This window comes from Actinomyces sp. HMT 175 (assembly GCF_016694895.1).
GTDB classification, from domain to species: Bacteria; Actinomycetota; Actinomycetes; order Actinomycetales; family Actinomycetaceae; genus Actinomyces; species Actinomyces oris.
Genome location: NZ_CP068012.1, coordinates 128,114 through 150,944, shown reverse-complemented (window position 1 = coordinate 150,944; position 22,831 = coordinate 128,114). Strand labels below are relative to the sequence as shown.

Annotated in this window: 20 protein-coding genes; 12 read left to right on the top strand and 8 right to left on the bottom strand. The window is 69.9% G+C overall.

The genetic code is table 11. The features are described 5' to 3' along the window. Positions 1-46: 46 nt before the first annotated feature. The 3 genes from JJJ14_RS00625 to JJJ14_RS00615 all read right to left on the bottom strand — a co-directional run bounded on the left by JJJ14_RS00625 (position 47) and on the right by JJJ14_RS00615 (position 3,508). A complete protein-coding gene (locus JJJ14_RS00625; protein ID WP_201444396.1) occupies positions 47-1,690 on the bottom strand; it encodes a DUF5129 domain-containing protein in 1,644 nt (547 codons plus the stop codon). Positions 1,691-1,739: 49 nt separating this feature from the next. Next, the gene (locus tag JJJ14_RS00620) at positions 1,740-2,771 is read right to left on the bottom strand and encodes a DUF5129 domain-containing protein (RefSeq protein WP_201444395.1); all 1,032 of its coding nucleotides are present in this window, start codon (positions 2,769-2,771) and stop codon (positions 1,740-1,742) included. 338 nt (positions 2,772-3,109) lie between these two features. Beyond that, the gene (locus tag JJJ14_RS00615) at positions 3,110-3,508 is read right to left on the bottom strand and encodes a RidA family protein (protein ID WP_003788269.1); all 399 of its coding nucleotides are present in this window, start codon (positions 3,506-3,508) and stop codon (positions 3,110-3,112) included. Between the two features lie 196 nt (positions 3,509-3,704). Between JJJ14_RS00615 and JJJ14_RS00610 the strand changes: the two genes are divergently transcribed. The 5 genes from JJJ14_RS00610 (at position 3,705) to JJJ14_RS00590 (ending at position 10,376) form a co-directional block, all read left to right on the top strand. Beyond that, positions 3,705-4,691 (top strand): hypothetical protein, encoded by a 987-nt coding sequence (locus JJJ14_RS00610; protein ID WP_201444394.1) that lies wholly within the window; start codon positions 3,705-3,707, stop codon positions 4,689-4,691. A 304-nt stretch (positions 4,692-4,995) separates the two neighbouring features. Continuing rightward, positions 4,996-6,678 (top strand): phosphoglucomutase (alpha-D-glucose-1,6-bisphosphate-dependent), encoded by a 1,683-nt coding sequence (gene pgm / locus JJJ14_RS00605; protein WP_201444393.1) that lies wholly within the window; start codon positions 4,996-4,998, stop codon positions 6,676-6,678. Between the two features lie 360 nt (positions 6,679-7,038). Further along, positions 7,039-7,569 carry a GNAT family N-acetyltransferase gene (locus JJJ14_RS00600; RefSeq protein WP_236592860.1) on the top strand — a complete coding sequence of 177 codons (531 nt, stop codon included), beginning with the start codon at positions 7,039-7,041 and terminating at the stop codon, positions 7,567-7,569. A gap of 438 nt (positions 7,570-8,007) precedes the next feature. Continuing rightward, positions 8,008-8,967: an endonuclease domain-containing protein gene (locus JJJ14_RS00595; protein WP_236592859.1), complete on the top strand. Its 960-nt coding sequence runs from the start codon at positions 8,008-8,010 to the stop codon at positions 8,965-8,967. A 224-nt stretch (positions 8,968-9,191) separates the two neighbouring features. Continuing rightward, entirely contained in the window at positions 9,192-10,376 is a 1,185-nt protein-coding gene (locus tag JJJ14_RS00590) for a YwiC-like family protein (protein WP_201444390.1), read from the top strand. A 61-nt stretch (positions 10,377-10,437) separates the two neighbouring features. On the opposite strand, the gene hisC is transcribed toward JJJ14_RS00590, so the two are convergent. After that, positions 10,438-11,595: a histidinol-phosphate transaminase gene (gene hisC / locus JJJ14_RS00585; RefSeq protein WP_201444389.1), complete on the bottom strand. Its 1,158-nt coding sequence runs from the start codon at positions 11,593-11,595 to the stop codon at positions 10,438-10,440. Between the two features lie 47 nt (positions 11,596-11,642). Between hisC and JJJ14_RS00580 the strand changes: the two genes are divergently transcribed. After that, complete coding sequence (locus JJJ14_RS00580) at positions 11,643-12,050, top strand: phage holin family protein (protein WP_101559048.1); 408 nt, start codon at positions 11,643-11,645, stop codon at positions 12,048-12,050. Between the two features lie 142 nt (positions 12,051-12,192). Here JJJ14_RS00580 and JJJ14_RS00575 read toward each other — a convergent pair whose 3' ends face one another. Then, entirely contained in the window at positions 12,193-14,133 is a 1,941-nt protein-coding gene (locus JJJ14_RS00575) for a hypothetical protein (RefSeq protein ID WP_236592955.1), read from the bottom strand. 158 nt (positions 14,134-14,291) lie between these two features. Next, on the bottom strand, positions 14,292-14,519 hold the full coding sequence (locus JJJ14_RS00570; RefSeq protein ID WP_201444387.1) for a hypothetical protein: 228 nt from the start codon (positions 14,517-14,519) through the stop codon (positions 14,292-14,294). Between the two features lie 179 nt (positions 14,520-14,698). Here JJJ14_RS00570 and JJJ14_RS00565 point away from each other — a divergent pair, with 179 nt between their 5' ends. Beyond that, positions 14,699-15,070 (top strand): hypothetical protein, encoded by a 372-nt coding sequence (locus tag JJJ14_RS00565; RefSeq protein WP_201444386.1) that lies wholly within the window; start codon positions 14,699-14,701, stop codon positions 15,068-15,070. A gap of 454 nt (positions 15,071-15,524) precedes the next feature. On the opposite strand, the gene JJJ14_RS00560 is transcribed toward JJJ14_RS00565, so the two are convergent. Beyond that, positions 15,525-16,196, bottom strand: a complete 672-nt coding sequence (locus tag JJJ14_RS00560; RefSeq protein WP_201444385.1) for a class I SAM-dependent methyltransferase — start codon at positions 16,194-16,196, stop codon at positions 15,525-15,527. 102 nt (positions 16,197-16,298) lie between these two features. On the opposite strand from JJJ14_RS00560, the gene JJJ14_RS00555 reads away from it, so the two are divergent. From JJJ14_RS00555 to JJJ14_RS00545, 3 genes are all read left to right on the top strand, one after another. After that, a complete protein-coding gene (locus JJJ14_RS00555) occupies positions 16,299-17,603 on the top strand; it encodes an aminopeptidase C (protein ID WP_201444384.1) in 1,305 nt (434 codons plus the stop codon). Positions 17,604-17,842: 239 nt separating this feature from the next. Next, positions 17,843-18,601 carry a siderophore-interacting protein gene (locus tag JJJ14_RS00550; RefSeq protein ID WP_201445029.1) on the top strand — a complete coding sequence of 253 codons (759 nt, stop codon included), beginning with the start codon at positions 17,843-17,845 and terminating at the stop codon, positions 18,599-18,601. Positions 18,602-18,754: 153 nt separating this feature from the next. Beyond that, on the top strand, positions 18,755-19,126 hold the full coding sequence (locus tag JJJ14_RS00545; protein ID WP_201444383.1) for a hypothetical protein: 372 nt from the start codon (positions 18,755-18,757) through the stop codon (positions 19,124-19,126). A 175-nt stretch (positions 19,127-19,301) separates the two neighbouring features. On the opposite strand, the gene JJJ14_RS00540 is transcribed toward JJJ14_RS00545, so the two are convergent. Then, positions 19,302-19,742: a GNAT family N-acetyltransferase gene (locus tag JJJ14_RS00540; protein ID WP_010612800.1), complete on the bottom strand. Its 441-nt coding sequence runs from the start codon at positions 19,740-19,742 to the stop codon at positions 19,302-19,304. Between the two features lie 236 nt (positions 19,743-19,978). On the opposite strand from JJJ14_RS00540, the gene JJJ14_RS00535 reads away from it, so the two are divergent. Then, entirely contained in the window at positions 19,979-20,389 is a 411-nt protein-coding gene (locus JJJ14_RS00535; RefSeq protein WP_075390142.1) for a hypothetical protein, read from the top strand. A gap of 5 nt (positions 20,390-20,394) precedes the next feature. Beyond that, on the top strand, positions 20,395-21,840 hold the full coding sequence (gene purB, locus JJJ14_RS00530) for an adenylosuccinate lyase (protein ID WP_201444382.1): 1,446 nt from the start codon (positions 20,395-20,397) through the stop codon (positions 21,838-21,840). The last annotated feature ends 991 nt before the right edge of the window (positions 21,841-22,831 follow it).

Here is a 22,831-nt window from a genome sequence, read left to right as displayed (position 1 = left end):
CCGGAGGCGGGCAGAGGCAGTATCGACAGGGCCCGCCCGCACCGGCTCAGAAGCTCGAGGAGGAGCCGGAACCGGAGAAGCCGCCACCACCGCTGTAGCCGCCGGAGAAGCTGCTTCCCGAGAAGCTGGACCCGGAGCCGGAGCTGCTCGACGGCGTGTAGGAGGAGGCCGAGCTGTATCCCACCACCAGGTCGGAGACCGGGGTGAAGGAACTGAAGGACCCGCCGGCACCGACGCCCGAGCTGGACGAGCCGGATGAGCCGATGGCAGAGATGGCCGGAGACGAGGGGTTGAGGCGGATCGTCGAGTGCGGGTTGTAGCTGCCGTGTCCCCCGCCCAGGTACCAGTAGCCGGCGTAGGCGGCATCCGTGGACGAGACCGAGTCGTCGTAGCGACGACGGCGCTCGTCGGCGTAGCTGGAGGTGTCGGCGTCAATGGCCTCGCGGGCGAGCCGGGAGGCCTTCGTCTTCGTCTCACTGGCGATCTCGTCGAGCTCGTCCAGCGCAGCCGAGGGCTGGAGCGAACCGTCCTCCAGCCCGGCGGTCATGTCGTCCAAGCGCTGCTTACGGGAGCGGACCCAGTCCCGCTCCTGCTTGGCGCGCTCAGCGATCGAACCGTTCTCGGCGGCGTCGGAGCTGTCGACCTGATGGCACAGTCTCCGCAACGACTGCAGGTCCTCCAGGACCGGCCCCTGCTCGTTGCTCCAGACGCGATCCCAGCCGGGCGACAGGCTCAGGAAGGTGGCGGTGTTGGCGATGACGTCGTCGAGCGAGTCCAGGAGCTCGGAACGCTTCTCCAGCTCGGTGGCCCGTCTCAGCACCGACATGCCGAACCACTGGGTGCGGTAGGGGTTGCCGAAGTCCTGCCAGGAGCGGGTGACCTTCTCATACTCCTCACGGAACCACCGGTAGCGGGCCATGACCTGGGCACCGTGCGGCTCATCCTCGGGGATCGTACCGGCCAGGAGCTCGGTGGTCTCGTAGTCGTGGGTGACCTGCGAGTAGTGGCGCAGCGCCTCGCGCGCCCGGCGTCGCGCCGCGAAACCGCGCCACAGGTACCACCAGAGCCAGATGAGGCCCACGAGTGCCGAGATTCCGGGCAGGACGTAGGTCGTGCCCACGTCGCCACCGCCGGGCCGACCGATGACGTCGGCGGTCTTGGCCGCCATGGAGAGAGTGCCCCCGTACCAGTCGGCCCGGCGGTACTGTTCCTTGGCGGCGTTCTGGATGGCGGCCTGCTGCTCCAAGGGGACCGCGACATCCTCACCGAAGTAGCAGCCGACCTTGCGCGCCTCCGGGGCGACCGCCAGGATCACCAGGCCGTCGCTCCAGTAGTTGGGGTTCGACGTCGAGATCCACGGGACGTCGGTGTCGCCCTGGTGCAAGCGGGCGTACTCCAGCACCGAGTCGTTAAGATTGTCGACGTCCCAACCCGGGACTGTGAGCACGGCGACGTGGACGTCCTGACGGAAGCGCATCGCCCGGATCTCCTTGGCCAGTGGCTCGCTCTGGAGCACCCCGGCCTCGTCATGGATCTCCACGCTGGGGTGATGGCTCCCCCCGAAGGGCCAGATGACCATGATCGGCAGCACGGCGATGAGGGCCAGGCTCACCACCACATTGGCGACGAAGGCCGTCACCGACCAGATTCCACCGAGCCCGACGATGCCGGACCGTTTCATGTGCCTCATCAGCACTTCCTTCCTCTGACGTGAGCGTGGCGTGTGAGGTGTGCCGACGTCAGCATCCCGGGAAGGTCCCGTCCCCGAGATATCCCGCACCGGCATTCAGGAGCCGTCGCGGACCGGCGTGGCCGACAGGCACGACGGCTCTCCCATTGGCACCAGAGCTGACCGGGTTCCAGTAGCCGGCGTTCCTTCCGGGTCCGACGACGTCCGGCAGGGCGTGGGTACCCGGACGGGCGGAGGCTTCGCCGTCGAGAGAACCGAGAGAGCTGCTGAGGGCAGGCTCCGCACCGGCCGCACTGAGCGACAGGCCATGCCCCGCCCGGCGAGCATCGGCCGCCATCCAGGCAAGCTCGTCAAGCGCCGCCGAGGGCTGCAGCAAGCCGGCCGACAGCTCCGCGGTCATCTCGCTGAGGCGCTGGTGGTGGGCCCGCACCAGCTCGCGCACCTCCACCGTGCCGCGGGGAGTGAACGCGTAGGAGTCGATCCACTGGCACTGGCTCAGGAGCAGGTCGAGCTCATGAAGAACCGGCTGCTGCTCCTGGCGCCAGAGCCTCTCCCAGTTGGAGGACAGGCTCAGGAATGCGGCATTGCTGGCGATGATGTCGTCGGTCGACTCCAGCGCGGCCGAGCGTCGCTTGATCTCACGGACCCGCTGGAACACTCCCGGTTCGAACCACTGGGCGCCCCGGGGGCTGCCGAGGTCCTGCCAGGAGCGGGTCAGGCTCTCGTACTCGTCGCGGAACCAGCGGTAGTGGGCCATGACGTGGGCGCCGCGGGTCTCGCCTTCAGGGATGAGACGGGCATGGAGCTCGGTGACCTCGTAGTCGTCGGTGACCTGCGCGTAGTGCCGCAGCGCCTGCTCGAACATGCGCCGTGCGGACAGACCGCGCCACAGGTAGTAGGCGATCCCGCTGGCGCCCAGCAGGGCCGGCAGGAGCGTGAGGGCGGCGAGCGAGGGCGCCCACGCCGCTACGGCCACCGGTGAGAGCACGGCCGCCAGGCCCACAGTCATGATGATGCAGAAGGACAGCAGCGAGCGGATCCCTCCGAGGCGGATGACGAGGGGAAGGCGCGTGGGCGGCATCGTCTTCCTCTCATGAAACCTCGACGTGGGTCCTGGCCGGCTGGTGACTCTGCGGCCGCCGGCCGTGCCTCATCCTTACCCGCGGTCACGCCGTCTGCCATGGGGAGAGCAACACGGGGCGCCCTCGACGAGAGGACACCCCGTGGACGTGGAACCGGGAAAGAGCCTAGTGAACGGGTCGCCCCACCGGCAGGGTCAGACACCCCGTGCTGGTGGGGGCGGCGCCCCATCGGATGCAGCCGGCCCCGGTTCGCACCCGTACGACCAGCGCCGGTTGCGCGAGTGCCGGCGTGGCTTCGGGGACGGCTCTCGATCGGACCGGCTCAGGACCGGGCGGCTCAGGACCGGGCGGCGATGGCCTCGATCTCGACGCCGGCCCCCAGCGGCAGGGCGGCCACCCCGAAGGCGGCTCGGGCCGGGAGGGTCTCGCCGGTGAAGTAGCGGGCGTAGACCTCGTTGACGGCGGCGAAGTCGGCGATGTCGGCGAGCAGGACCGTGGTCTTGACGACGTCGTCGTATCCGAGCCCGGCCTCGGCCAGGATGGCGCCCACGTTCTTGAGGACCTGCTCGGCCTGGGCCTGGATGTCTCCCTCGACGAGCGCGCCGGTGGCCGGGTCGAGCGGCACCTGCCCGGAGACGAAGACGAGCGAGCCGGCCCCCTGACCGGTGGAGACGCCCTGGGAGTAGGGGCCGACGGCGGCGGGGGCGTTGGTCGTGGCGATACGGCTGACGGTCATGGGTTCCTCGTTCCTGCTGGACGCTGGGGTTCGGCCGCGTTCCCGGCGGGCGGAGTGGCGGCCCGGGTGGCAGCGCAGTGGCGCCGACGCCCGGGCCAGACTACCCATGCCTTTCGCATCGCCCGCTTCCTAGACTCGGGGTGGTCGACCGCATCGGGGTCGGCGCACCCCGCTTCGCTCCTATCGAAGGACTGCCGTGAAGCTGCCCTCCATCCCCTCGCGCGACGACCTGACCGCCCGGGCCCGTGGCCTCGCCGGACAGGCCGCTTCCGGCGCCGCCAAGGCCGCGGACACGGTGTCCCGGGCCGCGGCCGGCGCGGCCGCCCAGACCTCCCAGCGCCTCGGCGTCGACCGGCTTCCAGGCCTGCCCGGCCTGTCCCGGCCGGCGAAGGATGACGGAGCCCCGATCGACGTCGACGCCGGGCCACAGATCACGGGCACCGCCTTCGCCCGGACCCTCGCCACCGCCTTCGCCGCCCGTCCTCACACGCGCAGCGCCAGGAGCCTCCTCATGGGCGCCGACTTCCTGCGCACCGGCCTTCGACTGGGAGGCCGCGAGCGCAAGCAGCTCAAGAGCCGCGGATTCGCAGCCGAGACCACTGGCGCCACCGGCGCGCCCGACCTTGATGTCGCCGAGCTCATCCACGTCCACGGCCGCCGCCTCCCCAATCTCATGCGCAACGCCTCCTACCGGGTCATCAAGCGTGACGTGCGCGCCGTCACCGACCACGGATCGGCTACCGGCTCACTGCACTGGATCGGCGTCTCGGAGCAGGAGCATGCCCGGGGCGCCATGGGGTGGACCCGCCTGTGCGTGGACACCGATCAGACGGACCGGCTGCCCATGCTCTCCGGGGACCATCACCTCGACGTCGTCATCGCTCCGGTGGGTCAGGAGCCCGGCGAGTACGCCAGTGACATGGCCGGCCTCCTGCCGCAGGGGATACCGGCTGAGGCGTGGCAGGCGCTGACCGCCGACCCGACCCGCCCGGTCACGCGCCTGCACCTGCTGGGCCAGGACCGTATCGGGGTCGACGCCGGCGGAGACACCTACACGTTGTTCAGGAACGTGCCGCACACGGTGCGCGGCTCGCTGCTCATCATGGGCAACCGGGTCAGGCGGGCCGAGCTGTGGCTGGCGGATCGTGCGAACATCGACATCCTGGAGTGGCTGCCGGTGTAGGTGTAGGGGCACCGGGTCTCACCCATCGGGCCTCGCGCCCACCGCTGGCCACCCGCCTCCAACCCACCACCTCCAGCCCGCCGGTCGGCAGCACGGGCAGCCGCATGGCCCCGACTGGCCGCGCCCGCCCCGCCGCCCGGGACCTACGGCACTTCCATGGCGGCCCTCGCGGCGAGCCCTCCCACAACGCCGTCGTCGTCGGACATAGAGCCCCGCCGATCACCGCGTCCCGGCCTCGGAACGGCCAGTGTTTCGCACAGCGAAACGGGCTGATCCGGCCAGTGGCACGTGACACACTGTGCCCATGCACGCACGCGCAGGACAGCCAGCACAGCCCGAAGACCTCATCGACGTCGACGAGGTCGTCTCCGCCTACTACGACCTCGTCCCCGACCCCGCCGTCCCGGCTCAGAAGGTCGTCTTCGGTACCTCCGGGCACCGCGGCTCCTCTCTGGACACCGCCTTCAACGAGGCCCACATCGTGGCCACAACCGCGGCCATCGTGGAGTACCGCCGCTCCCAGGGCACCGACGGCACCCTCTACCTGGGCCGCGACACGCACGCCCTGTCCGAGCCCGCCTGGCGCACCGCCGTCGAGGTGCTCACCGGGGCCGGGGTGACCACCGCCGTCGACGCCCGGGGTGCCTACACGCCCACCCCGGCCGTCTCACACTCCATCCTCCTGGCCAACGGCGCCGGGACCGAGGCGGGGGTGCGCACGAGCGGCCCCGGCCTGGCCGACGGCATCGTGGTGACCCCCTCCCACAACCCGCCACGCGACGGCGGCTTCAAGTACAACCCGCCCACCGGCGGCCCGGCCGGCTCCGAGGCCACGACGTGGATCGCCAACCGCGCCAACGAGCTGCTCGCCTCCGGGTGGCAGGACGTCCCGCGGGTCCCGGTCGCTGAGGCCCTCGACGGCCCCCACATCATCAAGCACGACTACCTGGAGACCTACGTCACCGACCTGGAGAGCGTCATCGACCTCGAGGCGATCCGCAAGGCCGGCGTGCGCATCGGGGCCGACCCGCTGGGCGGCGCCTCGGTGGACTACTGGGGCGCGATCGGTGAGCGCTACGGCCTGGAGCTCACGGTGGTCAACCCCGAGGTGGACCCGGCCTGGCACTTCATGACCCTGGACTGGGATGGCAAGATCCGCATGGACTGCTCCTCCCCCAACGCTATGGCCTCGCTGCGCTCGACGATGACGCCCGACGCCGAGGGTAAGACCCCCTACGACGTCGCCACCGGGAACGACGCCGACTCCGACCGCCACGGCATCGTCACCCCCGACGGCGGGCTGATGAATCCCAACCACTTCCTGGCCGTGGCCATCGAGTACCTCTTCACCCACCGGCCCGGCTGGCCCGCCGACGCCGCCGTCGGGAAGACCCTGGTCTCCTCCAGCCTCATCGACCGGGTGGCGGCCGCGATCGGGCGCACTCTCATCGAGGTGCCGGTGGGCTTCAAGCACTTCGTGCCCGGGCTGCTCGACGGCTCGATCGGCTTCGGCGGCGAGGAGAGCGCGGGGGCGTCCTTCCTGCGCAAGGACGGCACCGTGTGGACCACGGACAAGGACGGCATTATCCTGGCCCTCCTGGCCAGCGAGATCATCGCCGTCACCGGCAAGTCCCCCTCCCAGTTGCACGAGGAGCAGGTGGAGCGCTTCGGCGCCAGCGCCTACGCACGCATCGACGCCGCCGCCTCCAAGGAGGAGAAGGCCAAGCTCGCCGCCCTGGCCGCCGAGGACGTGACCGCCACCGAGCTGGCCGGCGAGGAGATCACCGCCCGGCTGGTCGACGCGCCCGGCAACGGGGCCCCCATCGGCGGGCTCAAGGTCACCACCGAGGACGCCTGGTTCGCCGCACGCCCCTCGGGCACGGAGGACGTCTACAAGATCTACGCCGAGTCCTTCAAGGGGGCCGACCACCTGGCCCAGGTGCAGGAGGAGGCCAAGAAGGTGGTCGCCGCGGCCCTGGGCGACTGACGGCGCGCTGACCTTCCCTGCCCACCGAGCCGGGCATTTCTCGAGGCCCCGACAGTATTTCTGTCGGGCTACGCGAGAAGTGCCCGGCTCAGCACCTGCCCGCCTCCTGCCCTGCCTCACACCACCCTGTCTCTCGCCGCCCTGCCCACGGGGACATTCTGCGCGTACGGGTGCGTGTCGTTACGGCCGGGGGCATTCGACGCCGTCGGGGACAGCAATCCCGTCCCCGGGCGCGCAGGATGCCCCCGACCGGAAGAAAGTGTCCCCACACGCGCAAGACGTCCCCGGTCGCGGGGGCGGGACGCGCGGAGACGGTAATGCATGCTCGACGTCGATCTACCGACTGGTGAAAATATGGTCATGGGTACCACCGACTCCCCCGTCCTCCACATCCGCACGGCCCGGACAGCCCGGGCGGAGCAGGCGCAGGACGCGGCCATGGCCGCTGCCCTGGAGGCCATCTGCTTCCCACCCGAGCAGGCCGCCAGCCCGACAACGATCGCCGAGCGGATGGCTACCTACGCCGACCACTTCTGGCTCATCGAGGACGAGGGCGGCATGCTGCTGACGCTGGTCAACGGACCGTGCACCCACGCGCGCGATCTGAGCGACGAGATGTACGAGGCGCCCACGATGCACGACCCCGACGGGGCCTGGCAGATGATCCTCGGCGTCGCCACGGCTCCCGCGGCTCAAGGGCAGGGGCTGGCCACCCGACTGCTGCGCACTGTCATCGAGACAACGCGCGTCCATGGCCGCCAGGGCCTGGTGCTCACCTGCCTCGACGACCTCGTGGGCTTCTACGCGCGCCTGGGTTTCGTCGACGAGGGCCTGTCCGCCTCCCACCACGGCGGCGTGCCCTGGCACCAGATGCGGCTCACCCTGGTCTGAGCATCCCGCAGCATTCGGAGCTTCACCCGAGCGGTGCCGTCTTACCCCGCACTACCCCACGGGGACATTCCACGCGGCCGGGGGCGTCTCGTTCCAGACGGGGCCATTCGACGCCGTCGGGGACAGCAATCCTGTCCCCGGGCGCGCAGGACGTCCCCGGCCGGAAGAAAATGTCCCCGAACGCGTGAGACGCCCCCGGCTGGAGTGGAACGTCCCCGGGCGCGCCGGACGTCCCCGGGCGCGCAGGATGCCCCCGGCCACCACTGCCGTCATCGCAACCACCACCTGGCCCACCCACCACCGCAGTGTCCCCACACGCGCGGAAAGTCCCCGCAGATGGCGACTCGCCGGATGCCACAGGTCGCCGGGTGCAAGCCCCCTCCACAGGGCTGACGCCGTCGGGCGCCTCCTCCCGCGCTTCGCCCCACGATGGGAGACATGAGTGCCACCATCCTCGAACGCACCGACCTCGCACACAGTCCCAGCCCAGCACCATCGCTACCGCTGCTCCTCACCTCCGACCCGGTCATGACCGGGGCATCCCGTCTGTTCGCGGGCCCGGGACTCACCCGCATCGCTCCGGGGACCTACGTGCCCTCCCAGGAGTGGGCGGAGGCCAGGCCGGACCTGAGGCACATGACCCTCATCCGGGCCGCGATGGTCAAGACCCGCGGCGACGTCGTCCTGCTCGGCCCATCAGCGGCCGTATGGCTCGGGCTGCCCCTAGTGGGCCGCCTCCCCGGCCGAGTGCAGTGCCTCCGCCTCAGCGAGGCCCGGGCGCGCACAGCACTGCTTCAACGCCACCGCCGCCCCGGCCTGAGCGACCTGCTCAACGCATCCGGCACCCACACCTCGTCCGTCGCCGACACGGTCGTTGACCTGGCCCGGTGGGGCGGGCTCACCCAGGGCGTCTGCGCCATGGACGCCGCCCTGGCCGCCCACCTGTGCACCCGCGCCGAGCTGAACGACGCCGTCGACCACCTGGCCACCGGCGCCCGCGGCATCCGCAGCGCCCGCACCGCCGTCCACCTGTCCGACGCCCGCTCCGAGTCCCCCGGCGAGTCCCTCTCCCGCGTGCGCATGTGGCAGGCCACCCTGCCCCGCCCCGACCTCCAGCACGAGGTCCACATCGACGACCACACCTACCGCCTCGACTTCCTGTGGCCCCGCACCAAGGTGGTCGGCGAGTTCGACGGCCGCATCAAGTACCGCAAGAACAGCTTCGGCAAGGACGCCGAGGACACCGTCCTCAACGAGCGCCGCCGCGAGCTCGCCCTGACCCGCGCCGGTTACGACGTCGCCCGCTGGACCTGGGAGGAGGCCTGGCCAACCGACGCCCCCGCCATGCTGCGCGAGCTCGCCCGCCACGGCATCCACCCCACCGGGGTGCGCTGGTAAGACGCGGCCGAGCCGGGCACCGACCTAGCCACGGGGACATTCCGCGCGGCCGGGTGCGCGCCGCCCCAGACGGGGGCATTCGACGCCGTCGGGGACAGCAATCCCGTCCCCCAACGCGCAGGATGCCCCCGGCCGGAAGAAAGCGTCCCCGCACGCGCAGAACGTCCCCGACCGGAAGAGAACGTCCCCAGCCAGCTCTGGGGGCAAGCGATTAGGGTGAGGGCGTGAGCCAGTCACGCCCGTCGAGGCCGTCCAAGCACCACGTCGAGCACCCCTCCGCGCACACCGATCCCCCGCGCCCGACGCCGGCCGCCGGATCGGCGGACTCCCCCGCGCCTTCCGCATCCTCCGCGCCAGCGGGCTCCCCAACGAGCCCGGAGGCCGCGTCGACCAACCAGGCCCTGACTCCGCCGGGAGCCACCACGGCGCCCTCCGGCACCACGGCGCTGCGCCGAGCCCCCTCTCAGCAGTCCCGCCCCGGCCCGCAGGACGACATCATGCTGGCCACAGGCAAGCCCCGGCAGACCGCGCGCCCCAAGCCCCCCACCCAGGAGCAGATCCGCCGCCAGCCCGGCCGCAAGGCCTGGGTCCCCAACCAGCACGGGGCCTGGTCGATGCTGGTGCTGCCGCCGATCGTCGGCTGGGTGGTGGGCGGCTTCAGCTGGGTGAACCTCCTGTTCCTTCCCGCCTGGTGGGGCGGCTACCTCACCTACTGGTCCTGGTCGCAGTGGCTGCGCACCCGCTCGGCCCGCAAGCGCGCCCTCATCATGCTGCCGCTCCTGGTCTACACCGGCTGGACGGCCTCCCTGGCCCTCATCACTCTGCTGGTGGCGCCCTACCTCATCCAGTGGGCGGTGCCTCTGGCGCCACTGTTCGCCATCGCGTTGCACCAGGTGTGGCGCGGTCACGAGCGCTCACTGCTCTCGGGGCTGTCGACGACGACGGCCGCCTCCCTCATGGCGGCCGTCACCTACAGCCTGGCGGTGCGCGGCGACGGCGGCTTCCTGGGCCTGGGGACACCGAGTTCCCCACTGCCGGGGGCCTCCCCCAGCGGCGCCCTGACGGGCTGGTCCTGGATGTGGCTGGCCACGGCGCTGACGGCCGCCTACTTCGGCGGGACGGTCCCCTACATCAAGTCGATGATCCGCGAGCGCTTCAACTACACGCTGCTGGCCGGCACGGTGGCGGCGCACGCGGTGGTGGCGGTGGTGACGTGGTGGCTGGCGTCGTCGGGGATGCTGCCGTGGGGGCACGCCGTCCTGTGGGTGGTGCTGACGGTGCGGTCGCTGGTCATGCCGCTGTGGCAGTGGCAGCTGGTGCGTGCGCGCCACCGCCCGCTGCGCCCGGGGACGATGGGCATCGTCGAGGTCTTCATGTGCGTGGCCTTCCTGGTGACGATCTCAGTGTGACCAGGCGTGCGACGACGCCGTCACCCGCCCCAACCTGTCGGCGGACCCGCTCCGGCGAGCCTCAGTGCTCGGCGCGCCAGGCGGCCGCAGCGGCCAGGACTCTCTCGTTGTCCGACGTCGTCCCCACCGAGACCCGCACGCCCTCACCGGCGAAGGGCCGCACGAGGATGCCGGCGCCGCGGAAGTGCTCGGCCAGCGTCGTCGTCTGCTCGCCCACGCCAAGCCAGAAGAAGTTGCCCTGAGCCTCGGGGACCTGCCAGCCCTGGGTACGTAGGGCCTCCACGACCCGGTCCCGCTCGGCGGCGACGGCGGCCGAGCGCTCGGCGGTTCGGGCCAGCTCTCCCTCCCCCAGGGCCGCAGTGGCGGCGGCCTGCGCGGGCAGGTTGACCCCGAAGGGTGTGGTCACCGAACGGATGGCGGCGGCCAGGCCCGGCTCGCACACGAGGTAGCCCACGCGCATCCCGGCCAGGGCGTGGGCCTTGGAGAAGGTCCGTGAGACCACAAGGTTGGGGGCCCCGGCCAGGAGGGTGAGGGCGTCGCCGGCCCGCGGGTCGGTGACGAAGTCGAGGTAGGCCTCGTCGATGAGGACGACGACGTCGCGCGGCACCCCGGCCACGAGCTCGGCCAGCTCCTCGGCGGTCAGGATCGTCCCGGTGGGGTTGTTGGGGGTGCAGGCCATGACCACGCGGGTGCGGGGAGTGATGGCCGCCAGCATGGCGGGCACGTCGTGGCGGGCATCGGGGGTCAGCGGGACGCGCACGGCCCGGGCACCGGCGACCGCCACGCAGATCGGGTAGGCCTCGAAGGAGCGCCAGGGGATGACGACCTCGTCGCCGGGCTCGCAGACGGCGTCGAGCAGGTGCTGGATGAGGGCGACCGAGCCATTGCCGACGACGACCTGCTCGGCCTCCACGCCCCAGCGGCGGGCGAGGGCCTGCGTGAGGCTCTCCCCAGTCATCTCGGGGTAACGGTTGACCCCGGTGGCGGCGCGGGTGATGGCCTCGACGACCGCGTCCTGCGGCGGATAGGGCAGCTCGTTGGAGGAGAGCTTGGCGATCTGCGCCGCCGTGGCGGCGTCGGGGCGGGCCCCGGGCACGTAGGCGGGCAGGGCGGCGACGTCGGGGCGGATGCGCACAGTCGTCGAGGGGGCGCTCTCCGAGCCCCCGGCGGGTGACGCGGGACTGGGGCCGCCGGGCACTGGGGTCGCTGCAGGATTCATGCCCCCATCTTGGCACCGGCACAGGTTGCCCGGGCACAATGGGTCCCATGGAGATCGTGGCACGAACCGTCGGAAACGCGGCCGGCCTGTGGCTGGCTACGCGCCTGCTGTCCGGGCTGAGTGTGCCCGAGGGTGTGGGCACCTCCCACATGTGGCTGAACCTGCTGGTTCTGGGCCTGGTGCTGGCGCTGGTGAACTCGCTCATCAAACCGGTGGCGAAGTTCCTGACCTTCCCGCTCTACATCATCACCTTCGGGCTGTTCGCCCTGGTGGTCAACGGCGCGATGCTCTCGCTGACGGGCTGGCTCACCGACCACATCGCGGCACTGGGCGCCGGCGGCTCGGTGCCGCTGGGGCTGGAGGTCGCCTCCTTCGGCTCGGCGGTGGCCGGCTCAATCATCGTCTCGGTGATCTCCTCGATCATCGCCGCGATGCTCGTGCGCCACGAGGACTGAGGTCGACGACGTCGGAGGTGCACCGGACGGCTCAGCTGATGCCGGCCGGCGTCGCCCAGCGTCACCCGGCGTCGCCCAGTGCCTCGCGGAGCAGGCCGCCACCCGCGCCCCAGCACACGTCACCACCGTCATGACCTCACACCTAGTGCTCGCCCGTCGACTGCGGGCTCGGGGTGGGCCGGGGGTAGGAGGGTTGCGCCGAGGGCACCTTGCCCCGGTAGGTGGCGCCGCCCTTGTAGATCCCGTTGGGGTCGGTGTTGCGCTGGACCGCGAAGGTGTACTCGGTGGTGGTCGTCCCCTGCTCGCCGGCGCCCGAAGCCCGCGAGAAGGACTTGTTCCAGTCGGCCAGCTCGGGCGCCTTGTCCTCCAGCCCCTCAGCGGCCTGGGCGTAGGCGGAGGAGGCGTGCGGGTAGCCGTTCGTGCTCGTCTGGTGGGTGTCGAGCATCGCGACCTGCCGGTGGGGGCCGGTGGGTGTGGGGGCGGCGTCGAGCCCGGGGACGGCGTCACCGGTGTTCTCCAGGTGCAGGGCGTGGACGTCGTCGGGGATGTCCGCTCCCGCGGTGGGCGAGCCGGCGGTGAGGACCGTGGTGATGTTGTAACGCCCCTGGATCGCGGGGTCGGCGGCGATGTTGGAGACCGTGATCCCGCCCTGGGAGTGGCCGTAGAGGGCGACCTCCTCCCCCGGTTGGATACCGGCCTGGCGCATGGCGGTGACGACGCCGCTCTCCATGGCCGTGGGCGTGCCACCCACGGCCTCGAGGTTGGTGAGCAGGTCCTGCGGCTCGCCGTCGCCGGAGGTCCAGTCCGTGGTGCCGGGGACATAGACGACCCAGGAGACTCGGCCGTCGGCATGCTCGACCCGCTGGATGGAGATGACCCCGGCCTCCTCGTAGCCCTGCCCCAGGGAGTTCTTCGAGGACTGCACCTCCTGGCAGTGGGTGATGGTCTCGGAGATGCTCTGCGGGGACTTGGCCTCCTTGCCCTTGCCGGTCATACCGGGATTCACGGCGCTGGCGAGCCCGAAGGGGTCCTTGGCGGCGGGCGGCAGCACGGTCGATCCGGTGCCGCCGACGGGGGTGACCGTGACGCCGCTCTGGGTGCCGTAGACCCCTGCCCCGATCGCGGCGGCGTTCGCGCCCAGGACCATGGCGACGCGTTGCATGGACGTGAGGCTCGTGGTGTCGACGGTCTGTGTCCCGACGGCGACCTGCCCGGGCAGGCGCTGCTTCGCCCAGGGGTCGAGACGCTGGGAGACCTGCTGGAGGTAGGCCTGGACCGTGGCGGCCTCCCGCCCGGTCTTGGCATTCTTCAGCCAGCGCGTCAGCAGGACGATCCTGACGAGGTCCTCCTTGACCCACTGCTCGGTGGTCGGGTCACTGAGCAGGAGCTGGAGGACCTCGACGGCGGCCTGCCCGTCCTCGTTGTCCTTCACCAGCTCATAGAGCAGCCAGCTCGTCGCCGGTGAGGACGCCAGCAGAGTTGCGATCGTGGGGAACTGAGAGGCGATTGCGACGGACCCCAGCGCCATCTTGAGGAGACCGGAGTCGAAGGCCCGCACGTCCACGGGTCCCACCAGACCATTGACGGGAGTGGCCTTCCCGTCGGCCAGGGTGTGGGCCTGGGAGCAGGCGGTGACGTCGGAGGCAATGCCGCGCAGCGTACCGGCGACGGCCTCGAGCGACCCCGGCCCGGTGGTCAACGCATCCAGAGCCTGAAGAGCGTCGGACTTCTCCAGATCGACATCGAAACCGATATGGACACGTACATCACCCCAATCTCGGATGAGGCTGTCAATAGGAGAATGATCCTCATTCTTCGGCATAGGAACGCACTGACCATTAATGTCCTTCCACTTTGCACTTAGAGGGGCAAGAATGTTCGAAGTAAGAGGGCCGAATTGAGCTGTAGGTGGAGACGGAGACGGCGCCATACTCACTTCGGTGACCACGTTGGCAATGAGTGATCGCGCATCATCCAGGGATCCGGCCGCCGAGGTGAGGCTGTTGGCCAGGGAGTCAAGGTCACTCGTGTTCACGGAGACGGTTCCGCCCGACACCACCACCGCAGGGCCCCCACTCCACATGGTCCAGCTATGACCGGTATCCTCTGGAGCCGGCCCGGCGTACGGGGCCGGGGAAGTCTTGGGCTTCGGGGGCGCCGCCTTGGAGGCCGGCGACTCCGTCGCGTGGGGGTTCTGCTTCCAGGCGGGGTACGGACTGTCTCCGTCCATGGCAACCGGGCTCATGATGAGCTCGTTCCCACCGATGAGTTTCGAGACTCAACGACACCGACCTTGGAGGCGGCCGTGTCATAGCGCGTCGCCAGCGCGGTCAGGAGCCCGGAGGCATTCGTGAGCGCCGTCTGGCAGGCGGTGGAGTCCGCCCCCACCCAGCTGGCGGGGACCGAGGTGGGGAACTGAGTGACAGCGGCGTCGTAGTCCGCCCTGGAGCGTGACAGTGAGAAAGACATGACTCGACGGTAGGGCGACCTGAAGGCGGCCGCAGCGCCGGCTTGCAGCCCTGTGGATCAGCCCTGCACTCTGGCACCTGTGGCCCCCGGCGAACCACACGGCCGCGCGACCAGCGACAAGATGGGAGGATCCACACCGGCACTTACCCGCGACGTCCCCCGGAGAAGGAGACCCGCACATGGATCCCACAACGGAGGAGCTCCTCTTCATGGGCCTAGAGTGCGAGACCAGCGGCATCGAGGCCTTCAACACCGTGCGAGACATGGAGCACCTCGACGCCGAGGCCGCCGTCGAGCGGACTCGCACAATTCTGACCTGGCTGGCTTCCAGCAACATGATCGACCTGTTCCTGGGCAATCCGTTCACGTATGAGCCCGACCCCCACGACGGCGACCCGACGGGCACCGACCTCATCCGCGCGGACAGGCTCTGGACCATGGACGGCCCCGATGACAGATGGCTCTTCTACGACGCCACCCCCTGGGGCAGACTCATGCTCGAGAATTGGTGGGCCACACGCCGGGAGGCAGAGAGGGGCTCATCGCGCTGATCGATGGCCGGCCCCCACCGGCCCCACTGATATCCGGCCTCAGCCACCCAGCTCGGCCGCACACTCGCTCGGTAAGGGGCTCAGGAAAGGACTCGGCCCGCGGTCCGGTTTCCCGGACCGCGGGCCCAAGCCTCGCGAGGTCCTCCTGCTACCCGGCTTCCCATAAGGCCGGGGAGGCAGGACCTCCTTCACCAGAACGTCCGGTCCGGGCTCCCTAAGACCCGTTCCAGACTCGGAGACCTGCCAGTCATCGGGCTCCCCAACCCTCGTGACCGGTTCCGTCCGGCGGCAGTAACTATGTAACCCACCGATCCTGAGCGGACCCCCCGAATTCCCCTATGAACACGCTGAGAAATAGGCACCATTCCGCCATTTCTACGTAGTGTGCACCACATTCCGGCGAATACCCAGAATATTCCGGCACTTCTTCAGGGCCCTTCCCACGGCTCGTCCATCAAACCGAGGCCGGCGGCCTGCGCAGGCACACGACGGCGTCGGCCCGGTGCCCCTCCTGGCCGTCGGGCCCCGTCGCCTGCCGGTCCCGCTCCTCGCCGACGACGACCTCCCAGCCGGCCGTCGCCTCGGCCAGGCCCTCGAGGAGCTCGGCGGCCGTGTAGGTGCGGGCGTGGTGGGTGTGCCAGGGCGGGTTGACGGCGTGCACCGCGGTGAGCAGGTGCCCGCCGGGGGCGACGCGGGCGGCGGCGTCGGACAGGAGGGCCATGAGGTCCAGAGAGCCCGGCTCGTGGCCGCCGTGGACGTAGAAGCTCGTCACCAGGTCGAAGGGGCCGACCGGCAGGCCGTCTCCGGCGTCGTGCACGCGGCCGGTCACGCGCGAGGCGACCCCGAGCCGCTCGGCCTGCCCGGTCAGGCGCCCGATGGCGGTGGCGGACAGGTCCAGCCCGACCACCTGCCAGCCGCGCTCGGCCAGCCACAGGACGTCGGCGCCCTCGCCGCAGCCGATCTCCAGGGCGGTCCCGGGGCTCCAGTCGGTGGCGAGCTCCGGCAGCCAGTCGTTGGGGCGACCCGACCAGAGCTGCTCGACCGAGGCGTAGCGCTCCTCCCAGCGGGAGGCGGAGTGAGCGGCGTCGGACTGCTGATCGGAATGCTGCTGGCAGGGCTGCGTCATGCCGCGATCCTACCGACGCCGGGTCACCCGGCAGACGGTTCGGCGACGGCGCCCGGCGGCCCGGTGGCGACGCGAGCGCTCCGCCCGATCTATCCTCTGCCCATGACAATCGACACCTCCTGGGTCGCCCAGCGCAATGCCGCCTTCCTCGCCGACCCCGCCGCCCGCCTGGCCGGCAACGCCGTCGCCACCACGGACGTGGAGCAGGTCTCCCTGGACCGGACCACGGTGACCTCCATCGACACCTCCGTGTCCGACCTCGTCCCGGACGCCTCGATCACCGACCAGAAGCAGTCGGGGCGCTGCTGGGCCTTCGCCGGCCTCAACGTGCTGCGCGCCTCCATGCTCAAGGAGCTCGAGCTCGACTCCCTGGAACTGAGCCAGGCCTTCCCCTTCTTCTACGACAAGCTGGAGAAGGCCAACGCCTTCCTCACCCGCGTCATCGCCGAGGCAGACCGCCCCCTGGATGACCGCGAGGTCGTCGACTCCCTGTACTCCCCCATTCCCGACGGCGGCTGGTGGCCGGAGTTCGCGCGCCTGGTGGCCAAGTACGGGATCGTCCCGGCCTACGCCATGCCGGACACAGTCTCGGCCGGTAACTCCGAGGCGATGAACGAGCACCTGGCCACGCTGCTGCGGCGCACGGCCCTGCGACTGCGGGCCGCGGTGGCCGACGGCGCCGACCCTGAGCCGCTGCGGCGCACGGCCCTGGAGCAGGTTCACCGGATGCTGTGCATCCACCTGGGGACCCCGCCCGAGGAGTTCGTATGGCAGTACCGCGATAAGAACAAGGAATTCCACCGGGTCGGGACGCTCACGCCGCGACAGTTCGCGCAGCGCTATGTCACCGGGGTGGAGGAGTTCGTGGTCGTGGCCCACGACCCGCGCCCCGAGATCGCGGTCAACACGCGCTACGGCATGGGCCGCAGCGACGTCATGGTGGGCGAACCGGTCCAGGATCACGTCACCGCCGAGCTCGAGGTGCTCAAGGCCGCCGCGATCGCCGCGATCCAAGACGGCGAGCCGGTGTGGTTCGCCTGCGACGTCGCCAAGCAGCGGGACAAGAAGGCCGGGATCTGGGACGCCGCCCTGCATGACTACGAGGGCCTGTACGGGGTGGACCTGTCGATGACAAAGGCCGAGCGGCTGGTGGCGCGCGAGTCTGCGCTCACCCACGCCATGTGCCTGACCGGCGTCGACCTGGTCGACGGCGCCCCACGGCGCTGGCGGGTGGAGAACTCCTGGGGCGACAAGTTCGGGGACAAGGGCTTCCACACGATGAGCGACTCCTGGTTCGACGAGTACGTCTTCGAGGTCGTGGTGCGCGCGAGCCGCCTGCCCGAGGAGGTCCGCGCCGCCCTGGAGACCGAGCCCATCATGCTGCCCAGCTGGGACCCAATGGCCTGAGGTGGCGGGGCAGGCCCTGGCCGGCGCAGGCAGCTCGACGACGCCCCGCTCCCGGCCGTCCCGGCCACCGCGGCCGCCCGGGCCCGCCGGGCACTACCCCGTCCAGCACCCGCCCATCGCCGGAATTCTTTCGGCATTTTCTCCTGTGTTCTCAGCAGCAGGTCCTAAGCAAGCCTTCAACCATTCCGGTTATGGTTCGCCTTAGCACGAGATCAGACGACCGGGAGGCGGACACGCAGATGGCACGTGGTGGGAGGGGATTCCAAGGCACAGTGCTCAAGGCGCTGCGGGCGCCTGAGCACAAGCTCACGGTCACCGGGGTGCGCGAGCTGGCGCCCTACACGGAGCTGACTGTTCACTGTCCGAGCCTGCTGGGCACCGGTGCCGCCATGTTGCCGCCCACCGCCTGGGTGCGCATGTGGATCCCGCAGGGCGGCCGCCAGCACCAGCGCGCCTACACCATCACCCGCATCAACCGCGAGCAGGCCACCGCCATCATCCTGGTCCTGCACCATGAGCCCAGCGGTCCGGCGTCGCGCTGGTCGAAGCGGGTCAAGCCGGGAGCCACCGTGTCCGTCCAGGTCATGGGCGGCACCAGCTACCGCTTTCCCTCCCCCGGCGACAAGATGCTGCTGGTGGGCGACCAGGCCTCCGCGCCAGCACTCGCCGACGCCGTCGCCGCCTCCCCGCCGAGCAGCCTGGCCACCGTCGTCATGCTGGCGCCCGAGACCGGCTTCCTGCCCCTGGCTGCGCGCGACCATCGGCTCATCCGCGTCAATCCCGAGGTCTCCGAGGAGAAGCTGCTGGCCGCCGTCGACCGCACCCTGTGGGCGGACACCGGGGACCTGGCTCTGGACTGGGTCTTCATCGCCTTGGAGACCAGCGCTACTAAGGCGGTGCGGCGCCACCTGATCGCCTCCGGTCTGAGCCGGCGCAGCATCCAGCACCAGGGCTACTGGATCCGCGGCCGCGCCATGGGCACCACCCCCGAGGGTTGAGGCCCGGGCCCTGCCCTGAGGCTCGAGCCCTAAGGTCGTCCGCCGGTCGCCAAGCGGCGTCGACTCACCCTCCCCACCGGCCGGCCTCCGGCCAGGGCACCGGCTTAGACTGGGGATGTTCGCGACCGCAACCCGTTCGCCGAGGTGCTCGCCATGCGACTCATCAAGCCCGCCATTCTTGTCCTTGCCCTGACCGTCCTGGTCACCTCGATCGGGAGCATGCTGCTCGGGTGGCAGCTCAACAGCCTGACCTCATCGCTGTGCATGCTTCTGCTCGGCCTCATCCTGCTGCAGGCCCAGAACTCGGGTCCGGGCGAGCGCAGCCTGCCGCCGTCGGGCGTTCGGCTGCTGGGGGCCGTCGGAGTCATCCTCTCCGGGCTCGTTCTCGCGCGCGGCCTGTACCGGTCCGACGTCGACGTGCTCCTCGCCCTGCCCGCGCTGGGCCTACTGGGCTACGTCCTGGCGCGCAGTCTGAGGGACCGGCAAACCCGCGAGGCCACCTCACACACGACCTCGGCCCGATAGGGCCCGTCACCCCCCCCGGCCCCGGTCGCCAGGCCTCTCGGCGACGTCGATCGAGAACGTACTTTCGCGACGAGGACTGCGCTGTCCCCCAGATGACTGGGGGCGGAGACACGACATTTGGAGGAGAAGCACGTCCTCGGCGCGAAACGCAGTCCTCGACATGCGCCGTTCGGAATCAGGACCGCCGCACGCATCGGTAGCGGCGGCGCCCCGGCCAGCGCGGGTCCGACGGCGCAGGGTCGATGTCGAAGTCGAGCGCCCGGTAGAAGCCGACGGCATCGTCGTCGGTCTCGGCGACAACCTGCCCCGACACACTGGCAAGGGCATCAACGAGCGCCCGCCCGATTCCGTCGCCACGTAGCCCCGGAGCCACGGCAATGTACTCCAACACGACGCCATCGGGTCGAGACACGTAGGCAGCTACCGACGTGGGCACGCCCCGCGGGCCCGTACCCACGACCTCCATGAGCACTAGCTCCTCAGCAATGATCCTGCGCAGCTCGGCGTCGGGCAGTCCCGCGGCCTCGCGCATAAGAGCCAGCATCTGCTCACTGGCCAGGTCCTGCTCCACCAGAACTCTGACTGCCGCTCCGTGCTGGACCCGGTCCGTCGTCATAACCGCATTATCCACTGACCCGCACAGCACCCAAGGCATCACAGAGGCATCACATTCTCCCTGGTCGGAACCTACTTCACGGGTCCGGGGCCGGCGGGCCGTATAGGCTGGTGGCGACCGGGGAGTGCTCCCCGCCAACGACGACGGACCACTTGTTGAAAATGCCACAAGGATCCGGCAGGATTTTGCCCGGTCATACCATTCCCCACCATGTCCGCCCTAGAAGGTCATCTACCATGCGACTCCTCCCTCCAGTCGTCTTCACGCTTGCCACGACCGTCCTGGCCCTGACGGTCGGCGGCGGCCTGTTCGGCTGGGAAACCTCCCTCCTGACGCCTCTGAGCCTGCTGACGGTCAGTCTCATCCTCTTCCAGGCCCAGCACGTTCAGCGCGCCGAGCCGTCCCAGCGGATCCCGGGCCCCTCGATCCTCGCGCTGGCCGTCATCGGCCTGGGGCTGGCGGCCGCCCTGCTCGGCCACGGCCTCTACAGCCATGAGCCCGCCGCCGCCATCAATCTGCCGTCGGCCGGCATCCTGCTGTTCGTCGTCGTGACCGCCTACCGCCGACGCCGCCCCGAGGCCCAGCCCGCCCTCATCTCGACCCAGGAGGCCCCACTCGCAGAGATCGGTGCCAACCTGCCACAATGAGCGGCATGGTCGATCTCTCCGCAGTCTCCCCCGCCATCGCCCTGGGCCCCCTGGACGGCCGCTACCGCGCCGTCGCCGCCCCGCTGGTCAACCACCTCTCCGAGGCCGCGCTCAACCGGGCCCGCCTGCAGGTCGAGGTCGAGTGGCTCATCCACCTCACCGACGGCGGTGTCCTGCCCGGCGCCCCCCGCCTGAGCGAGACGGAGAAGAGCTACCTGCGCGGCGTCATCGAGGACTTCGGGGCTGAGGAGATCGCCGAGCTCGGCGCCATCGAGGCCGAGACCCGCCACGACGTCAAGGCCGTCGAGTACCTCCTCAAGCGGCGCCTGGTCGCGGCCGCCCAGGCCCCCGGCGTCATCGGCGCCGACGGCGGCCCCACCGTGCTGCCCACGGTCGGCGAGATCGTCCACATCTTCTGCACCAGCGAAGACATCAACAACCTCTCCTACGCCCTGACGATCCGGGGTGCCGTCGAGCAGGTGTGGCTGCCAGCCGCCCGCGGGCTGGTCGAGGACCTGGCCGCCATGGCCCACGAGCACGCCGACGCCGCCATGCTGGCGCGCACGCACGGCCAGCCGGCCACCCCCACGACGCTCGGCAAGGAGATGGCGGTCCTGGCCCACCGGCTGCGCCGCCAGGTGCGCCGCGTCGAGGCCACCGAGTACCTGGGCAAGATCAACGGCGCCACCGGCACCTTCGGCGCGCACGTCGTCTCCGTGCCCGGCGCCGACTGGCAGGCCGTGGGGCGCGGCTTCGTCGAGCACCTGGGCCTGACCTGGAACCCGTTGACCACCCAGATCGAGTCCCACGACTGGCAGGCCGAGCTCTACTCCGACGTCGCCCGCTTCAACCGGATCGCCCACAACCTGGCCACGGATGTGTGGACCTACATCTCGCTGGGCTACTTCCACCAGCGCCTGAGCGCGCAGGGCTCCACCGGCTCGTCGACCATGCCGCACAAGGTCAACCCGATCCGCTTCGAGAACGGCGAGGCCAACCTGGAGATCTCCTGCTCGCTGCTGGACACGCTGGCCGCCACGCTCGTCACCTCCCGCCTCCAGCGTGACCTCACCGACTCCACCACGCAACGCAACGTGGGCGTGGCCCTGGGGCACTCGCTGCTGGCGGTGGACAACATCCGTCGGGGCCTGGCCGGGCTCGACGTCGACCGCGTCCGCCTGGAGGAGGACCTGGAGGCGACCTGGGAGGTGCTCGGCGAGCCCGTCCAGCAGGCGATGCGGGCGGCCGCCGTCGCCGGGGCGACGGGCATGGCCGACCCCTACGAGCGCCTCAAGGAGCTCACCCGCGGCAAGAAGGTCACGCCCGAGGGTATGCGCGAGTTCATCTCCGGGCTCGGCATGCCCGACGACGTCGAGGCGCGGCTGCTCGCCCTGACGCCCGCCACCTACACGGGCCTGGCCGCCGAGCTCGTCTCCCACCTGGACGACTGAGGACCCGCGGGCAGGTCCAACACTGACCCAGTGTCCACAGCGCTGACATCAGCGCGCCAGCCCTCGAAGCGCCTGACACAGATCGTTGGAATCCAGGGGTTTCTTCTCAGGCTGGGAGGTCAGCGCGGTGTTGATGTCAGCACCGTGGACACCAAGACCTCACCAGGCCTCTTCCCTTCGGCCCCACCCTCACCTCTAGGACCGCCAGCCTGCCCCGGGTTCCCGCCCGAGCGAGTGTCTCAGACGTGAGGAGACAGCACAGATGATCCCCAGCTCGTGGAGTACACCCGAACCGTAAGGCAGCGCTCCCTCCGATCATCGCCGCCTCCTGCAAACCCCGCGCGATTCGACTTCCCCACGATATACAAAGCCAACCAGAGGCAATTCATGTGTGAGTGGATGTTCTGTCTCTATAAATTGAGAACGTGCAGACGTATTGAATCCAGAATGATTCATTCAACTCCAGGTCAAACCGTAGACCGTCGACGATGCCACAAACAGCAGAACTGACGCTATCGCAAACATTGCCTTAGGCGCCGTCCCGGAAGATCGAATTGAGCCGACGGCGCCAAGCAACGCAGCAACCATTCCGACAGCACCTAGCATCCGGGCGGCCAATATATGTCCACCATCGACGGCGATGAGAATACCGGCCGCAGCTGTCGCGGCGACACCGACGACGAGTCCAACGATTGTCCTCACACGAACAGAATTTCCAGGACCGGCGGATCCACTCATAGAAAATACTCCTGGCTAGAAGGGCGCTAGACATCTCTGCGCCGAAGGATCACCGCAGAAACTCAACTTCCAACGATTATCCAAGCAACGATGACGACAATTGCGAGCATGACGCCGACATGAGAGGGGGAGTCGCTCGACATCAACTCTAGTCCAGCATCAGAGGGAAGCACCAACGAGGCGCTACTTATCAGAATAGCACAGATCACGTCCAACTGGGACCCGAAAGACAACCAAGATCGCCCCGGTAAAT